This is a genomic window from Colwellia sp. PAMC 20917, assembly GCF_001767295.1.
Taxonomy (GTDB): domain Bacteria; phylum Pseudomonadota; class Gammaproteobacteria; order Enterobacterales; family Alteromonadaceae; genus Colwellia_A.
Window position 1 is genome coordinate 2487054 of sequence record NZ_CP014944.1, and the last position, 18373, is coordinate 2505426.

General features: G+C 37.0%; 15 protein-coding genes and 1 riboswitch. Of the genes, 10 read left to right on the forward strand and 5 right to left on the reverse strand.

All coding sequences use genetic code 11. The annotated features are described in order from the left end of the window. The first annotated feature begins 1 nt into the window (after position 1). From lysA to A3Q34_RS10765, 7 genes are all read left to right on the forward strand, one after another. Positions 2–1252, forward strand: coding sequence for a diaminopimelate decarboxylase (lysA, locus tag A3Q34_RS10735; RefSeq protein WP_070375357.1), 1251 nt, complete (start codon positions 2–4; stop codon positions 1250–1252). Between the two features lie 25 nt (positions 1253–1277). Further along, positions 1278–2108: a diaminopimelate epimerase gene (gene dapF / locus A3Q34_RS10740; protein ID WP_070375358.1), complete on the forward strand. Its 831-nt coding sequence runs from the start codon at positions 1278–1280 to the stop codon at positions 2106–2108. Between the two features lie 47 nt (positions 2109–2155). Beyond that, on the forward strand, positions 2156–2839 hold the full coding sequence (locus A3Q34_RS10745; RefSeq protein WP_070375359.1) for a DUF484 family protein: 684 nt from the start codon (positions 2156–2158) through the stop codon (positions 2837–2839). Positions 2840–2847: 8 nt separating this feature from the next. Further along, entirely contained in the window at positions 2848–3609 is a 762-nt protein-coding gene (locus A3Q34_RS10750; RefSeq protein ID WP_070375360.1) for an HAD-IA family hydrolase, read from the forward strand. Positions 3610–3655: 46 nt separating this feature from the next. Then, the gene (gene uvrD, locus A3Q34_RS10755) at positions 3656–5830 is read left to right on the forward strand and encodes a DNA helicase II (RefSeq protein ID WP_070375361.1); all 2175 of its coding nucleotides are present in this window, start codon (positions 3656–3658) and stop codon (positions 5828–5830) included. A gap of 69 nt (positions 5831–5899) precedes the next feature. Further along, positions 5900–7147 carry a diguanylate cyclase gene (locus tag A3Q34_RS10760; protein WP_231907338.1) on the forward strand — a complete coding sequence of 416 codons (1248 nt, stop codon included), beginning with the start codon at positions 5900–5902 and terminating at the stop codon, positions 7145–7147. A 115-nt stretch (positions 7148–7262) separates the two neighbouring features. Beyond that, complete coding sequence (locus A3Q34_RS10765; RefSeq protein ID WP_083277977.1) at positions 7263–9173, forward strand: YfiR/HmsC family protein; 1911 nt, start codon at positions 7263–7265, stop codon at positions 9171–9173. A 763-nt stretch (positions 9174–9936) separates the two neighbouring features. On the opposite strand, the gene rarD is transcribed toward A3Q34_RS10765, so the two are convergent. Next, a complete protein-coding gene (gene rarD / locus A3Q34_RS10770) occupies positions 9937–10860 on the reverse strand; it encodes an EamA family transporter RarD (RefSeq protein ID WP_070375364.1) in 924 nt (307 codons plus the stop codon). Between the two features lie 253 nt (positions 10861–11113). After that, a complete protein-coding gene (locus A3Q34_RS10775) occupies positions 11114–11581 on the reverse strand; it encodes a thioesterase family protein (RefSeq protein ID WP_070375365.1) in 468 nt (155 codons plus the stop codon). A 165-nt stretch (positions 11582–11746) separates the two neighbouring features. Here A3Q34_RS10775 and recQ point away from each other — a divergent pair, with 165 nt between their 5' ends. Beyond that, positions 11747–13558 (forward strand): DNA helicase RecQ, encoded by a 1812-nt coding sequence (gene recQ, locus A3Q34_RS10780; RefSeq protein ID WP_070375366.1) that lies wholly within the window; start codon positions 11747–11749, stop codon positions 13556–13558. Between the two features lie 73 nt (positions 13559–13631). Here recQ and A3Q34_RS10785 read toward each other — a convergent pair whose 3' ends face one another. Together A3Q34_RS10785 and A3Q34_RS10790 are read right to left on the reverse strand one after the other, a co-directional pair. Further along, positions 13632–13931 (reverse strand): c-type cytochrome, encoded by a 300-nt coding sequence (locus tag A3Q34_RS10785; protein WP_070375367.1) that lies wholly within the window; start codon positions 13929–13931, stop codon positions 13632–13634. Positions 13932–14183: 252 nt separating this feature from the next. Then, on the reverse strand, positions 14184–15185 hold the full coding sequence (locus tag A3Q34_RS10790) for a GGDEF domain-containing protein (protein ID WP_070375368.1): 1002 nt from the start codon (positions 15183–15185) through the stop codon (positions 14184–14186). Between the two features lie 230 nt (positions 15186–15415). Beyond that, positions 15416–15498, reverse strand: a riboswitch (cyclic di-GMP riboswitch). 159 nt (positions 15499–15657) lie between these two features. Between A3Q34_RS10790 and A3Q34_RS10795 the strand changes: the two genes are divergently transcribed. Next, positions 15658–17490: a tetratricopeptide repeat protein gene (locus A3Q34_RS10795; protein ID WP_070375369.1), complete on the forward strand. Its 1833-nt coding sequence runs from the start codon at positions 15658–15660 to the stop codon at positions 17488–17490. Positions 17491–17522: 32 nt separating this feature from the next. Then, complete coding sequence (locus tag A3Q34_RS10800; protein ID WP_070375370.1) at positions 17523–18008, forward strand: hypothetical protein; 486 nt, start codon at positions 17523–17525, stop codon at positions 18006–18008. Positions 18009–18074: 66 nt separating this feature from the next. On the opposite strand, the gene A3Q34_RS10805 is transcribed toward A3Q34_RS10800, so the two are convergent. Beyond that, positions 18075–18329, reverse strand: a complete 255-nt coding sequence (locus A3Q34_RS10805) for a hypothetical protein (RefSeq protein WP_070375371.1) — start codon at positions 18327–18329, stop codon at positions 18075–18077. Positions 18330–18373 lie beyond the last annotated feature (44 nt).

An 18373-nucleotide genomic window follows, 5' to 3' on the forward strand; every position in this document is an offset into this window, starting at 1 on the left:
CGTGGATTTTTTTAATTACAAAAACACTTCTCTGTATGCTGAAGATTGTGCCGTTACTCAACTTGTTAAGCAACATGGTACGCCGTTATATATATATTCACGAGCGACTATTGAGCGCCACTGGCATGCGTTTGACCAAGCCGCTGGTGATAAACCACATTTAGTGTGTTATGCGGTGAAAGCCAACAGTAACCTTGCCGTACTCAATGTGATGGCACGTTTAGGTAGTGGTTTTGATATTGTTTCAAAAGGCGAACTTGCTCGTGTATTACAAGCCGGCGGTGATGCCCGTAAAGTGGTATTTTCGGGCGTTGGCAAAAAGTCAGATGAAATTGCTTTTGCCTTAGAAAAGGGTATTTATTGCTTCAATGTTGAATCAGCAGCAGAGCTAACGCGTATTCAGCAGGTAGCCGAGCGCATGAAAATGACTGCACCGGTCTCTTTAAGAGTAAACCCTGATGTAGATGCTGGTACGCATCCTTATATATCGACAGGCTTAAAAGAAAATAAATTTGGTATTAGCATTGATGATGCCTTTGAGCTTTACCAACACGCCAATAGTTTATCAAATATTGCTGTAAAGGGCATTGATTGCCATATTGGTTCGCAGTTAACTGAAGTACAACCCTTTTTAGACGCACTTGATCGAGTACTCGCACTCGTTGACCGCCTCGCAGAGGTAAATATTAGCTTATCGCATATCGATGTTGGCGGTGGTTTAGGCGTATGTTATAACGACGAAACGCCACCTCATCCTAACGAATACGCGAAAGCGATTGCGGATAAGTTAGCCGATCGTGATATTACGCTGATTTATGAGCCCGGTCGTGCCATTATGGCTAATGCTGGAATTTTAGTGACCGAAGTTGAATTACTAAAAACGAATCAAGACAGACATTTTGCGATTGTTGATGCCGCGATGAATGATTTAATTCGTCCATCGCTTTATCAAGCATGGCAAGCGATTATCGAAGTTGAAAAAAATGAACTCACCAGTAAAAAAACTTACGACATTGTTGGTCCTATTTGTGAAACCGGTGATTTTCTGGGTAAAGCTCGAGAACTAAGTATCGTGGCTGGTGATCTCTTAGCGATCCGTTCATCGGGTGCCTATGGTTTTTCGATGAGTTCAAATTATAATAGTCGCCCAAAAGCGGCTGAAATTATGGTCGATGGTGAAAAAAATCATTTGATCCGTGCTCGGGAAACACTTGAGCAATTATGGCAAGGCGAGTCTTTGTTACCAAAATAAGTATTAAATTGAATATGGGAAGTAAATGTTAGTTAATTTTTCAAAAATGCACGGTTTAGGTAACGACTTCCTAGTACTAGACAATGTTACCCAGAATGTTTATTTGTCTAATGAGCAAATAAAGCAGTTATCCGATCGTAATTTCGGTGTCGGTTTTGATCAAGTGTTAGTGGTTGAACCACCGTACGATCCCGATTTAGATTTTCATTATCGCATCTTTAATGCCGACGGTAGTGAAGTTGGGCAGTGTGGCAATGGTGCTCGTTGTTTTGCTAAATTTGTGCGTTTAAAAGGCTTAACGAATAAAAATAAAATTAAGGTGTCGACACAGTCAGGCAAGATGACCTTATTTGTTGAACGCGATGGTAACGTTTCAGTGAATATGCCAACACCTAAGTTTGAACCAAGCCAAATTCCATTTACTGCCCAAAAAGTAGAAGGTACTTACATTCTTCGCAGTGATGAAGACACCGTGTTGTGTGGTGTGGTTTCTTTAGGTAATCCGCATTGTGTGCTGACAGTTGACTCGGTTGATGAGGCTCCCGTTGAGACGTTAGGTAAGGCTTTGTCACATCACGAACGCTTTCCCCAGCAAGTGAATGTTGGCTTTATGGAAATTGTTGCCCCTGACTACATTAAACTTCGTGTTTATGAACGTGGTTCCGCTGAAACGTTAGCTTGTGGTAGTGGTGCTTGTGCAGCGGTAGTTATTGGCCAAATACAAAATAAATTAGGTCGAGATGTTACGGTGGAATTACCGGGCGGTAAGTTAAAGGTTTATTGGAAAGGACCAGGTAATTCAGTCAAAATGACCGGCCCAGCCGTACATGTATTTGACGGGCAATTAAATTTATAATCAGCATAAAGTTAGCTTATTAACTATTCAAGATATAGAGAATTAATTTGAACGACTCAACCCCAATACAATTAGATGAAGTAAGTTTAACCGATGATCTCATTGTTGATTACTTACATGATAACCCTGAATTTTTTAATCGTAATCCTGAGCTGATCACTAGCCTTCGTTTATCCGATGTTCATCGTGGCACAGTCTCGTTAGTGCAAAGACAACAAAGCCAGCAACGTCAAAAAATTCATGGTCTAGAAGAAGAAATTACTCAACTTATGGCGATAGCTAACCATAATGAACAGCTTTTTGTTTTGTATAGCGACTTATATTTACGCTTATTAGATTGCAGCTCCGCGCCTGAGTTGCTTGATTGTTTGTATCAAGCCACCACAGAATTATTGTCATTATCGGGTTTAAAAGTCTGGTTAAAAGAAAATACTGAGGTTGACCATGCTAGCATCGTTAAAAACGATTGTGCAGGGGTGATGAATAATCGTTTATCCAAAGATGATTATTACTTTGGGCGCTTACAAAAAAGTGAGCAAGAACTTATATTTTCGCAACATCAAGAAGGCTCTGTGGTCTTAATTAAGCTAAATCATATTAATGATGACATTGGTTTTATAGCAATAAGTAGTGCCGACGCCGACCACTTTGATCCACGCATGGATACTTTATTGCTTAGTCAATTTAGAAAGCTGGTGGCAAAATTACTTTTTCAACAACTGTATAAATAACACAAACAATGAAATTTTATCGTCGCTTAGCCCCTTTCCAAGCCATTAGTTTTGACCTTGATGATACCCTGTATAGTAATTATCCGGTAATGATGGCAACAGATGCCAAAATGGTTGCTTATTTTTCGGCACTTTTCTCATTACAGACAATTGCCACTCATGCGACAAAAAATACTCTTTTTGATTACCAGTTTTGGTCACCTTTTCGCGAGCAAGCTATAGCCGCGAATCCACAATTAATACACCATGTGGGTGATATACGTTTAGCCACTTACACCCTAGGCATGAAAGCATTGGGTTTAGCTGATGACATTGCGAGTGACCAAGCACAAAAAGCGTTAGATTATTTTGTTCAACAACGCAGTGATTTTGTTGTGCCAGAAGCTGTGCATCAATTATTGCAAAGCTTACAAAAAAAATATCCCTTGGTGGCCATCAGTAACGGCAATGTTGATACTGATAAAATAGGTATTTCAGCTTACTTTAGCTATCGATTTCATGCCGGGGATTTATCAACGACAGCTTTAAATAAAAATCAACGACTACGGCAAAAGCCCGCAGCAGATATGTTTGTTGAAGCTTGCGAAAAATTAATAATAGAACCGTCACAACTATTACATGTTGGTGATTGTGGTCGCTCTGATATTTTAGGTGCTATCGACGCTGGCTGCCAAACCGCATGGATTTCTTGCTATGATGTTGGCAAACCACTAACTGTTTTACCTAATATTGAGCTAGCAGATATTAGCGAATTGTGTCACTTGTTATAATTTCATCTATACTTACTTTCTACTTTTCTAAGGTTATTTTTCCGTTATGGACGTTTCTGAACTACTTGAGTCACTCAATGAAAAACAACGAGATGTTGTCGCCGCTCCACTACAAAATATGTTGGTATTAGCTGGCGCAGGAAGTGGTAAAACTCGGGTGTTAGTGCAACGTATTGCCTGGTTAATGCAAGTTGAAAACGCCTCTTCTCATAGTATTTTAGCCGTTACTTTTACCAATAAAGCCGCAGCAGAAATGCGAGTGCGTGTTGAAAAAACAGTTGAGGGTAATGTTCATGGTATGTGGGTCGGTACTTTCCATGGTTTAGCCCATCGCTTACTCCGTATGCATTTTCAAGAAGCTAAATTACCACAGAATTTTCAAGTGCTTGATTCAGATGATCAACTGCGCTTAGTTAAGCGCATCGTACGTTCGTTAGGTATTGACGAAAAACGTTGGCCACCCAAGCAGATGCAGTGGTATATCAATGGAAAAAAAGATGAAGGCATTCGTCCACAGCACATAGAGGTTTACGATGATCCCACTGAGCAAACATTTGTTAAAGTTTATCAAGGATATCAAGAAGCTTGTGATCGAGCCGGTTTAGTCGATTTTGCCGAGTTATTATTGCGTGCCCATGAACTTTGGTTGAATAACCCCGTTTTGCTTGCCCATTATCAGCAACGCTTTAAACATATTTTAGTCGACGAATTTCAAGACACCAATGCCATTCAATACGCCTGGTTAAATATTCTGGGTAACGCATCGAGTAAGGTGATGATTGTTGGTGATGACGACCAATCAATTTACGGCTGGCGTGGCGCAAAAATTGAAAATATTCAGCGTTTTCTTAATGAATTTGACGACACGAAAACTATACGTTTAGAACAGAATTACCGCTCCACAGCTAATATTCTTAATGCGGCTAATAAACTTATCGCCAATAATAATAACCGCTTAGGTAAAAAGTTGTGGACCGAAGATGAAGCGGGCGAAAAAATATCTATTTATACGGCATTCAACGAAATAGACGAAGCTCGCTTTATTGCCGGTCGAATTACGGATTGGCGTAAAGAAGGCAGCTTAGATGATGTCGCTATTTTATATCGCAGTAATGCGCAATCTCGTTTACTCGAAGAAGCGCTCTTGCAGAGTCGTTTACCTTATCGTATTTACGGTGGTCAACGTTTCTTTGAACGTTTAGAGATTAAGGATGCACTTGCTTACTTACGCTTATTAAATAATCGCGATGATGATGCGGCTTTTGAACGTATTATTAATACCCCAACACGTGGCGTTGGTAATACTAGCCTATCGTTAATACGTGACGCTGCGCGCAGTTTAGAAATGACATTATGGCAAGCGTGTCAATTTATGCTAAAAAATGATGAATTGAAAGGACGAAGTGCGAAAGTCATTCAAAATTTTATTAATATTATCAACACTCTCGAAGATGACTCTAGCCACCTTGACCTCGACCAACAGGCCAACTATGTTATTCAGCACAGTGGTTTAAAAGCCATGTATCAAGCTGAAAAAGGTGAACGTGCCGAGGCAAGAATAGAAAACTTAAATGAGCTTGTTACCGCTTGTCAGACCTTCGAAGCGGACCCAGAGTTAATAGAAGAACAAACAAAGCTCACCTCATTTTTAACCCATGCTGCCCTTGAGGCTGGCGAGTCACAAGCCGATGATTATGAACCCGCTGTGCAGTTAATGACTATGCACTCTGCGAAAGGTTTAGAGTTTCCATTAGTGTTTATTGCCGGCTTAGAGGAGGGAATGTTTCCCTCACAAAAATCAGTAGAAGAAATAGGACGTTTAGAAGAGGAAAGGCGTTTATGTTACGTCGGCATGACACGTGCTATGAATAAGCTATACTTGTGTCATGCAGAAAGCCGCCGACTTTATGGACAAGAAAAATTTCATAAAGCCAGTCGTTTTTTACGGGAATTACCTCCTGAGTGTACCGAAGAAATAAGATTACAAAATCAAGTGACTCGTCCATCAACTAAAGGTAAGTTTTCATCGACCTTTACTCTGGAAACGTTTGAGAACAGCGGCTTTAGTTTAGGACAGTCAGTTGTTCATGCTAAATTTGGTGAAGGCGTTGTCTTAAATTATGAAGGTTCAGGAGCTCAAAGCCGTATTCAAGTTAATTTTGCTGGTGTAGGTAGTAAATGGCTGGTGGTCGCCTATGCTAACTTACAAGCCATCGTTTAATATCACATGAAAATAATTGCTTCTTTCATGTGATGCCATTATAAAAATAAGGTAAGAAATTATATGTCAATGCAGTTGCTCGTAGTAGAAGACAGTAAGCCTATTGCTCGTGTTATTAAGCAAATTGGCGAGGCATTAAATTATCAGGTAACTATTGCTACCACACTTGCTGAAGTAGAAGATATTTTACAGGGCAAAAATGACTTTTTTGCTGCCACTATAGATTATGCCTTACCAGATGCTCCCAATGGCGAAGCAATAGCCTGTGTGCTCTCTCATGGTATTCCAAGTGTCGTTATGACAGGTAAAATGGATGAAACTACTCGACAGCAAATACTTGCTCAGCCCGTTGTTGACTATATTCCTAAAGAGAATAGCCAAGCTTTCCTTTATTTAAAACGTATTTTACATTGGCAAATAACCAACAGCAGCACAGGTATTCTTGTTGTTGATGATTCTTTAGCGGCACGAAATTATGTTTCTCAGCTCTTAAAACGCCGCAACTTTAATGTTTATTTAGCCAATGATGGTGTGCAAGCGCTAGAACGCTTAAAGCAGCACAAAGACATTAAATTGGTGATCACCGATCTGGAAATGCCTATCATGGACGGTATCGAATTAACCAATGAAATCCGTAAAATTTATAGTCGTGATCAACTCGCTATTATTGGTATATCTGGAGCTGACAATGGTATGCATTCGGCACGTTTTATTAAAAACGGTGCGGATGACTTTTTACGTAAACCTTTTTGCCCAGAAGAGTTTTATTGTCGAATTACCCAAAACATTGAAAATTTAAACAATATTGAACAAATCCAAAAAGCAGCAAACGTAGACTATTTAACCGACTTACCTAACAGACGGGCTTTTTTCTCTAAAGCAGAACAACTGGTGCCTCAATATATTAAAAGAGACATGCCTTATTGTGTTGCTATGCTCGACATTGATTTTTTCAAAAAAATCAATGATAACTACGGAAATGATGCTGGCGATCAGGTCTTAAAAGTACTGGCATTATATATGCGTAAACATCTAGGATCAGGTTTGCTGGCCCGCTTAGGGGGTGAAGAGTTTGCTGTCTTAATGTACGGTACCGATGAGGATCAACTTTACACTAAATTAGATGATCTTCGTCGAGATATTTCTGTTTCTCAGCTAACTTTTGAAGAGCACCATATTGCCTTTAACATCAGCATAGGCTTAGTTTGTAATAGTACAGAGAAGTTTGCTAAACAACTTAATCAAGCGGAAAGTGCGCTTTATAATGCTAAAGAAAATGGCCGCAATCAATTGAGTCTTTTTGGCGTAGATGATTAACGCTTTAGTTAAAATTTATATATTAAAGTAATGCGAGCTTGAATTAACTTATAGGTGCTTTTTTTTATAAAAAAAAGTAAAGTGGTTAAACAATTTTAACAACAAGGTGCACTAAATGAAGAAAAAAATAATGCTCATGAGCAAACCTTTGCTGATGTTGTTTTGTTTTTTTATTAGCACCTCAAGCTCAATTTTTGCACAGAAAATTGATAGTGAGCAAGTTAAAGCCGCTTTTATTTACAATTTTATTAAACATGTTAGCTGGCCAAATGAAAATAACAAACAGCAATTTGTTATTGGTGTTTATGGTGATGATATTTTTGCTGCTTTGCTTAATAACACCTTAGCTAAGCGTGTCGTTAGAAACAAGCCAATCAAAGTTATTGTCATAAAAAATATCACAGCGGGTAAACAAACCGACTTGTTTTTTTCTGCTGCCAATAGCAATACTGAAATAGCCGATATTGCTGCCATTCTTCGCAGTAGCAGCACACTTCTTATTACGGATAACAGTATTGATAAGCATAATGTGATGATCAACCTAGTTAACGATGCTGAAAATTCTGCGATAGATTTTGAAGTGAATAAATCAAATATTGTCTTTGAAGGTTTGGTGATGTCTGCTGAATTATTATTGTCAGGCGGGACTGAACTTGATGTGGCTACCTTGTATAGAGAAACAGAGTTGGCATTACAAGCCATTAGGGCGCGTGAAGCAAGATTGAACCAAAAGTTAACCGATCAAGAAAATCAAATATCCTCAGCAAAAGAAAAGCTCAATACCTTAAATAAGAACTTAGCACAGCAAGAAAAAATGGCGGGTAAGCATCAGCAAGAGCTAAATATCCTACAGATAAATACTGAACAACAGCAACGTTCAATAAAAACTAAAGAGCTACAATTACAGCAAGTAGCTACCCAGTTAAAAGCAGCAAAAACGAACTTAGAGAACCAGCAAAGCTCGGTTGACAATAAAGAACAAGAAAATAGGGCTATGGCTGACAAAATACTGACTAATAAAGATATTTTGCAACAGCAACAGCAACAAATAAGTTTTCAAGGCACGCAATTGAATAAAAAAAATGAGGAGTTAGAAAATCGCGAAGAACGCATTGATAAACAGCGACTTTATTTGATTGTAATGGCTTCCTTTCTTACCCTGTTAGTATTGATTTCAGGATTGGTGGTTGTACTTTTTGTTAAAAATAGGCAAACAACACGAACATTAACTCGTACGCTCGAAAATTTACAAAAGATGCAAAAGCAATTAATTCAATCTGAAAAAATGGCGTCGTTAGGCACCTTAACTGCAGGGGTTGCCCATGAAATTAATACCCCACTTGGTATTGCGGTAACATCAACAAGTTCAGCTTTAGAAAGTACCCTAAAGATTCGTAAAAACTTTGAAACAGGCAACTTAACCCGCACGGCAATGCAACATTACTTTAACGGTATGGAGAAGGCTTCTAACTTGAATACTAACGCTTTAGAGCGTGTTATTGAGTTGTTGAATAACTTCAAGCAAGTCGCAGCAGATCAAATGGTGGGTGAAGAGCGAGAAATTGATTTAGTCAGTTATATTGAAGAGGTCATGTCTACGTTATCGGCAGAAATGAAGCGCTTTAGGGTGAGTTATCAATATAGCGGTGAAAGTGAATTGAAAATAACCACCATTCCTGGAGCGTTAGCGCAGGTGCTAACAAATTTAGTCACGAATGCGTTAAAGCACGCTTTTGAAAATACAGCACAGGGCAATATTGCTATCGACTTAACAAAAACCCAAGACGGTCATGTTGTTATCGTCTTTAAAGATGATGGCCATGGCATGACTCAACATGTGCTAGATAATATTTTTGAACCTTTCTTCACCACCAAAAGAAATTCCGGCGGTACAGGCTTAGGAATGAACATTGTTTATAATATTATATGTCAAAAACTACAAGGCAATATCAAAATTAAAAGTAAGCTAGCAGCAGGCTCTAGTTTTCATATTACCCTGCCAATAAAGCTTAAAGCCAATACTTAACTAAATTACATGGTTTTTAAATAGTCTCTACAGCATTACTAACAGTTAAAAACTACAAAGTAAGGTCAAAATTAAAAGTAAGCTAACACTAGGGTCTAGTTTTCATATTACCCTGCCAATAAAGCTTAAAGCCAATACTTAACTTAACTAAATTACATCGTCTTTTTAAATAGTGTCTACAGCATTACTAACAGTTAAAAACTACAGAGTAAGATCAAAATTAAAAGTAAGCTAGCACAAGGGTCTAGTTTTCATATTACCCTGCCAATAAAGCTTAAAGCCAATACTTAACTTAACTAAATGACATCGTCTTTTTAAATAGTGTCTACAGCATTACTAACAGCTAAAAACTACAGAGTAAGATCAAAATTAAAAGTAAGCTAGCACAAGGGTCTAGTTTTCATATTACCCTGCCAATAAAGCTTAAGGCCAATACTTAACTTAACTAAATGACATCGTCTTTTTAAATAGTGTCTACAGCATTACTAACAGCTAAAAACTACAGAGTAAGATCAAAATTAAAAGTAAGCTAGCACAAGGCTCTAGTTTTCAGATTACCCTACCAATAAAGCTTAAAGCCAATACTTAACTAAATGACATCGTCTTTCTAAATAGTGTCTACAGCATTACTAATTGTCAAAAACTACAAGGTAATATCAAGATTAAAAGTAAACTCGCAAAAGTTTCTAGTGTTCAGCTTACTCTGGCAAAAAAGCTTAAGGCCAGTACTTAACCAACCTTAGATATAATCCCAGTAATAAAATTAACGGCTTAATTGTTCATTTAATGCTAATTTACGTTTTTCATTTCTGGCTTTTAGTGAGTCAAGGCTATAAATAACCAAAGCTAACCAAATAGCAGCAAAGGTGACTAATTTAGCGGGCTGCAATGTTTCTTGATAATAGAAGGTTGCTAAAAAAAACATAATACTGGGTCCAATGTATTGAAAAAAACCTAGCGTTGATAATGTTAACCTCTTTGCTGCAGCAGTAAAACATAGCAGTGGCGCTGTAGTAACTACGCCTGCAGCGATCAATAGCAGGTTTAAATTTGAACTGTTTTCAAACATGTTAGCGGTACTAGTATTAACAAATAACAACCAATAAACAATCGCGAGCGGTAGCATCATGCTTGATTCAATTAATAAACCAACAAAAGAGTCAAGGTGCATTTTTTTACGTAACAAACCATAAATACCGAACGTTCCAGCAAGTGCTAATGAAATTACCGGTAATGAACCTAATGCAACCAGTTGAATTAACACGCCACATAATGCCAGTGCAACGGCAAACTTCTGCATTTTTCGCAAACGCTCACCTAAAAAAATAACACCGAGTGCGACACTAAATAAAGGATTGATAAAATAACCTAAGCTCGCGTCTAGCAGATGATCATTATTTATCGCCCAGATGAATAAAAACCAATTTACTAATAGAAAAGTAGCGGATAAGGCGAGTTTAGCCAATAACCTAGGCTGTTTGAGTGTATCGATTAATACGCGAGATCTTTTACTGATGATAACGATTAAAAATAACAGCAGGCTCGACCAAATAATACGATGAACCATAATTTCATCAGGGCTGATAGAAGAAATTAATTTGAAATAAATGGGCGCTAAACCCCAAAGCAGATAAGCACTAATCGCGTTAATTACGCCATTACGGTCTTTGTTATCAGTTACAGTCATGATTTTCAGTAAACTTTAGCAGCAAAAATAAAGAGCCGAATTATAGCACAATGATTTTAATTTCAGCGCTTTACTTGTTTGATAATCACAAACTGTCGGCTGTATATTGAGAATACTTTTGCTAACGTTATTCACTTTAATTAGCTAATAACTACTCATTTATAATGAATACCTGTTGCATGTTTTTAACTAGACCTGAAACTAGCTATGGTATGAACACAAAGCCAGCACTTTAAAAACTAACCGGTGAAGATTAACCAACTAAATAAGTGCCGGTGCCAAAAGCAATGTGGTCACCTTTTTCGTTATGTAATTCCATGCGAGCAACAGCGACTTTATTGCCACTACGAATAATATGGGCTGTGGCGATAAACTCCTCACCACGACCTGGTCGTAAATAATCGGTACGCAGATCTATCGTTCCTAAGCAGCTTAAACTTTGTTGAATCGTTGTTGGTGTTTTGTGCTCAAGTTGTTCAATCATATTTGCTGCCACGACAACACCACCGGCAAAATCAAGGGCTGATGCAGTGACACCACCATGTAGCGTTTTCTGTAATGGATTGCCCATTAACTTATCTTGCCATAAAAAACGTACTTCAGAGGTATTACAATCAAATTTACTAACGGTTAAGCCCAGTAGTTTGTTAAAGGGAAGGTTGTGCGACCAAAAATGAGTAAGTTGCTCAATCATTTGTTTTTCATCTAAATTATTTGTCATAACTCTTCCAATTTAGCCAGCAGATTTTTCTAACTGGTCTAATGTCTTCATTGTAGCTTAGCACTTATCTTTCTACGCATTCAAGAAATACTAAAATAGTGCTCTCGACTTTTTTTGTGGCTGGGGTAAAATAACAATAATTGTCGTTTAATAAAGTTTACTCCGTTGCTAAAAGCTCCCCCTACAGTCTCACAAGCTCAGCTTGAAGATGCGTTAAAGCATCATTTTGGTTATCAAACTTTTCGAAGCGGACAATTAGAAATTATTCAGCAATTATTTCAGGGTCGAGACAGTTTAGTACTTATGCCAACGGGTGGTGGAAAATCGATGTGTTATCAACTGCCTGCCGTATTATTACCAGGAATAACCATAGTTGTTTCACCCTTAATAGCTTTAATGAAAGATCAAGTTGATGGTTTGACTCGACAAGGTATTTCAGCAGCTTTTGTAAATTCGAGTTTAGATCAAGAAACAATCAATGATATTTTTGAGCGTTTATCTCGTGGTGAGCTTAAGTTGTTATATATAGCTCCAGAGCGTTTAAAAAATTATTATTTTATGCAACGCTTGGCGAGCATACAGATAAGTTTATTTGCTATTGACGAAGCGCATTGTATTTCACAATGGGGACATGATTTTCGGCCGGCATACACACAACTTCATACAATTAAACAACGGTTTCCATCGGTACCGGTTATGGCGTTAACAGCAACTGCCGACGTTACAACCCGTAGAGATATTCTTCTTCAACTCGCATTGACTGATCCTTATATTCATCTTGATAGCTTTGATCGGCCTAATATTCGTTTTACCTTAGCTGATAAATATAAGGGCGATCACCAGGTGTTACGCTACATTAAAAAGCGTGGTGATGATTGTGGCATTGTTTACTGTAGTAGCCGCTGGCAAGTTGAAAAATTATCTAAAATGTTAGCAAGTGCGGGTATAAATTGTTCTGCCTATCATGCTGGTATGGAAACAGAGATGCGCAATATTGTCCAAGATGGTTTTGCCAAAGATAATATTCAAGTGGTTATTGCCACCGTAGCTTTTGGACTGGGCATCAATAAATCAAATATCCGCTTTGTGATTCATTTTGAACCTCCGAGAACACTTGAGTCATATTATCAAGAAATTGGCCGTGCTGGCCGAGACGGTTTAGCGGCAGAAGCGTTATTTTTGTATGATGAAAAAGATGTAGAACGCATTACCAAGTATATAGCGGATGGCGATAATGAAGAAAGGGTGAGTGTTGAACAACAGCGTTTTCAAGCGTTAAAAGGCTTTATTGAAGCTCAAACCTGTCGTCGACAAGTTGTACTTAATTACTTTGCAGAATTTACCACTAAAAAATGTGGTAACTGTGATATTTGTTTAGATCCACCCACTCAATTTGACGCTACTGAAGCGGCACAAAAAGTATTATCTTGTGTGTTTCGTATCCAGCAACAAGGTGATATTGAACATGTTGTGCAAGTGCTCAGAGGGGAGTTAACCGAAAAAGTTAAGCAACTGCAGCATGAAAAAGTGTCAACTTTCGCTATCGGTAAAAGTAAAACTCCGGGATATTGGTTTGCTATTATTAGACAATTGATTCATTTGGGATTTTTACAACAAGATATTTCTCAACAATCTGCGTTATTTTTAACACAAGCATCGCGCTCGGTGTTGAAAGGCGATGAACCCTTAATGTTAGCTTCACCAAGGTTGCAAAAAGCGAGCTATTGGCAGCAAGATAAAACCGATAAACGTTATGACCGTGTCTTATTTGTTAAATTAAGAAGTTTGCGTAAAACGATTGCAGATGCAGAGGATATTGCGCCATTTATTGTTTTTAATGATGCAACGTTGTCAGAGCTTGCGCGTATAAAGCCAAAAACATCACAGCAAATGCTAAATATTAATGGCATTGGAGATACAAAACTTGCCCGTTATGGACATGACTTTTTGCAAGTTATTCAACAGCATCATGCTTAAAACAAAAAACGCTCAATTGAGCGTTTTTTAATAGTATTTTTTGATGAACCAGGTTCAACAATAATTATTGAGTTTATTTTAAACTAGCGTAATAAGCTGAAATATTTGCGATATCTTCATCACTTAAACCCATAGACATAGGTCCCATAACAGGATCTTTACGTTTACCCGCTTTAAAGTCTTTCAACTGCTTAGCAAGATAAGCTTCTTTTTGACCAGCAAGGTTTGGGTACATAGGTACCGCAGAGATACCAGCAGCACCATGACAAGCAGCACACATACCCGTTTTTGCTTTACCAGCAGCAGCATCACCAGCAAAAACAGGAGACGCCATCATTAAAGTAGCAGCAACAGCTAAAGTAATTTTTTTCATAAATTATTTCTCTCTTAGTCGTTAGGAATTTTACACTGCATTCAGTATATGAGAAAACAAGGAGGCTGTCGTCGACTTTTTTTAGCTAAGCACTAGCAATGTAATCTTCTTTGATTTACCACTGACTATATTAGGATTATTACCGATTATATTGAGTAAAGGTGGGGCATACTATCACTGATGTTATTTATTGAAGTGAAAATATCAGCGATAGAACAAATGCAATCTAGCAAAAAGTATCTTGTTGAGCGATTAAGAACTTAATGTATTATTTTTTTTGTATAAATCGGGCAGCAACAGACGTGATTTTTTTAAGATACTGTTGGCATTTTCAGCAACATTAAAGGTGTCTACACCAGTAGATAATGTCATTTGAGGTAATCTAATACCAGACTTACTACTAACAAAGCGCAGCTTTTCAACACCATGTGTTATTTTATCGGCAATCTCTTGAGCACTTCCTTTGTCAATACCAGGTAACAGAATTAAAAATTCATCGCCACCAGAACGTATTGGTAGGCCGCTGCCATCAACATAACTACTTACTTTACTGGCTATTTTTGATAAGAGAACATCACTAATTAAATGACCGAATTGCAGATTAACTTCTGAAATTTGATCAACACAGACGACAATTGCAGCAACTTGCCGACTTGGATCTTCTGTTAGCCATAAATCTAAATGCTTAGACATGGCTTTACGATTATATAGACCGGTAAGTGGATCCATGTAAATTTCTTCACGTACTTCTTTTAATTCAACTTTCAACGCTTGTGTCTTTTTACGGGTAAAAGAAATATGTTCAGCAAATTTTTGTTGGTGTAGTTTAAAGGCTTTAGATGCATGGCGAATACTATTTACCGCAACGATTATTTTTTCTTTATCGGTAGATTGTAAATCAGAAATATTGCTGTCTAGCGTGGTAATAAGTTTATTAATACTCTGCGATGATTTTTGGCTGTTTTTTTCAACATGGGTGACAACATCATCAAGATCGTCAATGAGTTCATCTCTGAATTTACTTTGGCCTAAAATGAATTGACGATAGTTTTCTTCAATGAAAAAATCATCAAGCTTTTTACCCGTGGCAAGTTTATTTTCAATGGCAGTATTAAGCAGAATGTTTTTTTTATTAATATATTCGTAGCTAACTGAATAATTAATTGGGCTGACAGGTAAAAACCACCGCTGTAATTGTTTTACGGCCATGTTCATTTTTAGTTCAGCTTGTTTTATGGAATCATGATATTTCATTGTTCCATCTCAATTTGTACACCCAATTAACAATATCAATAGACCATTTTCTAGTAAAAACAAGTAAAGTACCACATATATTTTTTGTCTATAAAAAACATACATTTAGTTATATAGTGTTTTAAATGAAGGAAATATATGGCAGAAGATAATTAAAAAGAAGGGAAGGACCGCAAAGTATACCGAAAGCAAACTGTTCAAAATAAAGACAAGCCCCCACTATATCTATACTTGGCAGTTCCGCTATCCTAGGTTTCCCCTTAGACCGGTAACTTTGCGTCTCTAGCTTTCACTAGATTTGCCCTTTTCGAGTTTTAGAAACTCTAAATTCATTATAAGCGTTGAACTATGCTTGTAAACCTTTATTATGAATAATTTGTTGAGCCGTAACGAAAACCTATAAGTAATAGTTAAATTTATAGGTTATGGCTAATCACTCTATTGATCATTAGATAAAGGATTTTAGTTAATAATGCCCTGTAAACTGTTGTTGATCCTTTGTTTTTTTATAGCCACTTCATTTTGTTTTGCCAATGATGCTTTAAACGTTGAGCAAAACATTAAAGATATTGAACGCTATTATTTACAAGACGCTGAAAACCTTCCCTACGAAGAGATCATTACGCTTTCAAAAAAAATTTTGGGATCTCAAGAAAATTATACCGTCCAAATTCGCGGAAAAACCTTCATCCTTCTTGCTGATGTTGCCAATAATAAGGGCGAAAATAGTGAGGCATTTCATTTTGCGCAAGATGGAATTTCTCTGCAAGGACTTGAACCAGCCATAAAGTTTAATTTATTGCTGAAAGTTGCAGATGGTTATTATTTACAGGAGAATTATGAGCAAACTCAAAATATGGCAACCAATGTCATTTTAATGGCGGATTCTCCACAAGTGCTAAAATATCGCTTAATTGCTTTGAGTTATCGAGCTGTTACCTATGCGTTGCAAAATAAAAACGATTTATCGATGAATGATCTTAATCAAGTTAAGGTGCTGATTTCGGTAAATCCTCAGTATGAGGATCACCTTTGTCTTTTAGACATTTTAGCAACGGCACATTATTATTTAGGCGATTATCAAGCATCGCTAACCATGCAAAATAAGTTATTAACGTTAAAATTTGATTTAGATAAATTAGCTAATATCGACCAAACATATTTACACTTAGGCCGTGCTTATTTTCAGTTAAATTTATTTGATGATGCTTACAATGCTTTTTGGGAAGCACAAAAACACGGTAAAAATAAAAATGCGCCAATTAGTGCTGCCTATGCTGAATTAGGATTGGCTGAGGTGTTATTAAAACAGGGAGAGTTTAGGGACTCACATAATTGGCTATTATCAGCCAGCGCTACATTTAATGAAAAGAGCTTAAGTAAGCCTTATTTAACCTCGTTAATTTTATTAGCAGAGACCTCAAGTCTATTAAACAATAAAGCTTTATATCAACATTATCTTCAATTAGCTGAATTAAATGCTAAACACATAAAGCTATCAAAAAAGCAGGCTAGATTATTACTTTTATTAAGTAATATGTATCAGCAAAACGGGGATTATAAAAATGCGTTAATGGCCCATGAAAATTATCTTGAATTACTTCAACAGTTTCAGAAAAAGGCTGAGCCCTCATTAGTTATTGACTCCAGTCAAATGTTAAGTGCAAATGATAAAAGTCGAAATTTAATCCTGAATCTCGCTGAACAGAGTAAGTTACAAACTCAATTCAGTGCAAAATTTATCGCGCAAAAAGAGGTCATATATTTATTGATTGTGATCGTTGTTTTATTATTCATTACGTTGGTTTTTTTGGGATTAAGACAAAGAACGTTGCGCTTAAATCAAGTATATGATGAAGTGGAACAGCCATTATCTTATTTGGTAACGCCCTCTCAAACTAAAAGAAATTATCAACTAAATTATAAAATGGCGAGGAAATACGACTATCCCTTAGCGATTGGCTACTTATCAGTCGTTAACTGGCAAGAGCTTACCTTTCACTTTAATCATAAAATTATGCTCGAAGTCTCAAAGACATTAGCGATCTTACTTAATGAGTCAAAAGGTGAATTTGATGAAGCGGGTACGATTAATGATGGTGAATATTTACTGATAGGTCCTCACCAAACACAAGCTGAAATAGCGATTAAGTTAAATAGTTTAGCTAACGCAATTAAACTTAGATTCTTCGCTAATTTAGGTGATTATTCACTTAAAATTCGCTACGCCTATGGCTCACCCACAGCACAAGATATTGACCCTTACATATTTTTATCGCGTTTAAGTGAAACCACTAAAGCGTAGTCAATATTACTTTTTATTTTAATAGGCTTAATATGATTTTTGTATTGTCCATTGCTGCTATTTTTGTAGCTTTGAGTATTTATTTTTATTTTCGAGCGGAAGGTCTACAGCGCGCATTATTTAGTGTTAAAAAAGAGTTCAGTAGTAGTCAGAAAGAAAATAAGTTTTATATAGACTCTATGGCAATAATTGCCAAGCGACACGAAGATTTTGTTAAAAATCGATTACAAATAATTAAAAATTGTCAGGCATTAGAACCTGAGACGATTGAAATTATTTCACCACTGATTAATAACTATGCAGCAATTTTTATTGAGTGTTTAAAAGGAAAAGGCAAACTGCAGTCAATCACTAAAAAGTGTTATGAAAATTTTGACGATGACGCTTTTAGAAGGTTCGTGGCGCATATCGCTAAGCAAGATGCGAGCGTAAGGCGTATGTGGTCAAGTAATAATTTGACGGGGTATATTTCTTTAATTGAAGCTTTATTACTGACTAAAACTCAAAAAGATGCCTAACAGGGGCATCTTTTCATGTATCTCTGAAAGTAGGCTAGGTATTTGCCTTTAATCAAGGATGAACGACTAAGGACGAATAATTATACTTGGTGTTGAGTCTACTTCACCTTCACCGTTAATGGTTGCTGTTTTACCATTGCATTGTAATATGGCTAAGCTGCCGTTATTGCTGTTTCTAATAAAAGATAAGTCGTAACCAAACTGAGTCATGCTACTGGCGGCAAATTTTTGTGCAAGAGAAAGCCTGTCCCATAGCGACTGCTCCTCATTACTACCTTGCCTTCTTTCTAACAATACTTCTCTTTCTAATAGCGCTTCCATTGAGATCTCTTCGTATTTTTAGTCAATAATTTTCTTATTGCCTA

Coding starts and splice junctions, on each gene's coding strand:
- dapF (WP_070375358.1), top strand. CDS start 1,278: ATGTTAGTTAATTTTTCAAAAATGCACGGTTTAGGTAACGACTTCCTA.
- A3Q34_RS10750 (WP_070375360.1), top strand. CDS start 2,848: ATGAAATTTTATCGTCGCTTAGCCCCTTTCCAAGCCATTAGTTTTGAC.
- uvrD (WP_070375361.1), top strand. CDS start 3,656: ATGGACGTTTCTGAACTACTTGAGTCACTCAATGAAAAACAACGAGAT.
- A3Q34_RS10760 (WP_231907338.1), top strand. CDS start 5,900: ATGCAGTTGCTCGTAGTAGAAGACAGTAAGCCTATTGCTCGTGTTATT.
- A3Q34_RS10765 (WP_083277977.1), top strand. CDS start 7,263: ATGAAGAAAAAAATAATGCTCATGAGCAAACCTTTGCTGATGTTGTTT.
- rarD (WP_070375364.1), bottom strand. CDS start 10,860: ATGACTGTAACTGATAACAAAGACCGTAATGGCGTAATTAACGCGATT.
- A3Q34_RS10775 (WP_070375365.1), bottom strand. CDS start 11,581: ATGACAAATAATTTAGATGAAAAACAAATGATTGAGCAACTTACTCAT.
- A3Q34_RS10785 (WP_070375367.1), bottom strand. CDS start 13,931: ATGAAAAAAATTACTTTAGCTGTTGCTGCTACTTTAATGATGGCGTCT.
- A3Q34_RS10790 (WP_070375368.1), bottom strand. CDS start 15,185: ATGAAATATCATGATTCCATAAAACAAGCTGAACTAAAAATGAACATG.
- A3Q34_RS10795 (WP_070375369.1), top strand. CDS start 15,658: ATGCCCTGTAAACTGTTGTTGATCCTTTGTTTTTTTATAGCCACTTCA.
- A3Q34_RS10800 (WP_070375370.1), top strand. CDS start 17,523: ATGATTTTTGTATTGTCCATTGCTGCTATTTTTGTAGCTTTGAGTATT.
- A3Q34_RS10805 (WP_070375371.1), bottom strand. CDS start 18,329: ATGGAAGCGCTATTAGAAAGAGAAGTATTGTTAGAAAGAAGGCAAGGT.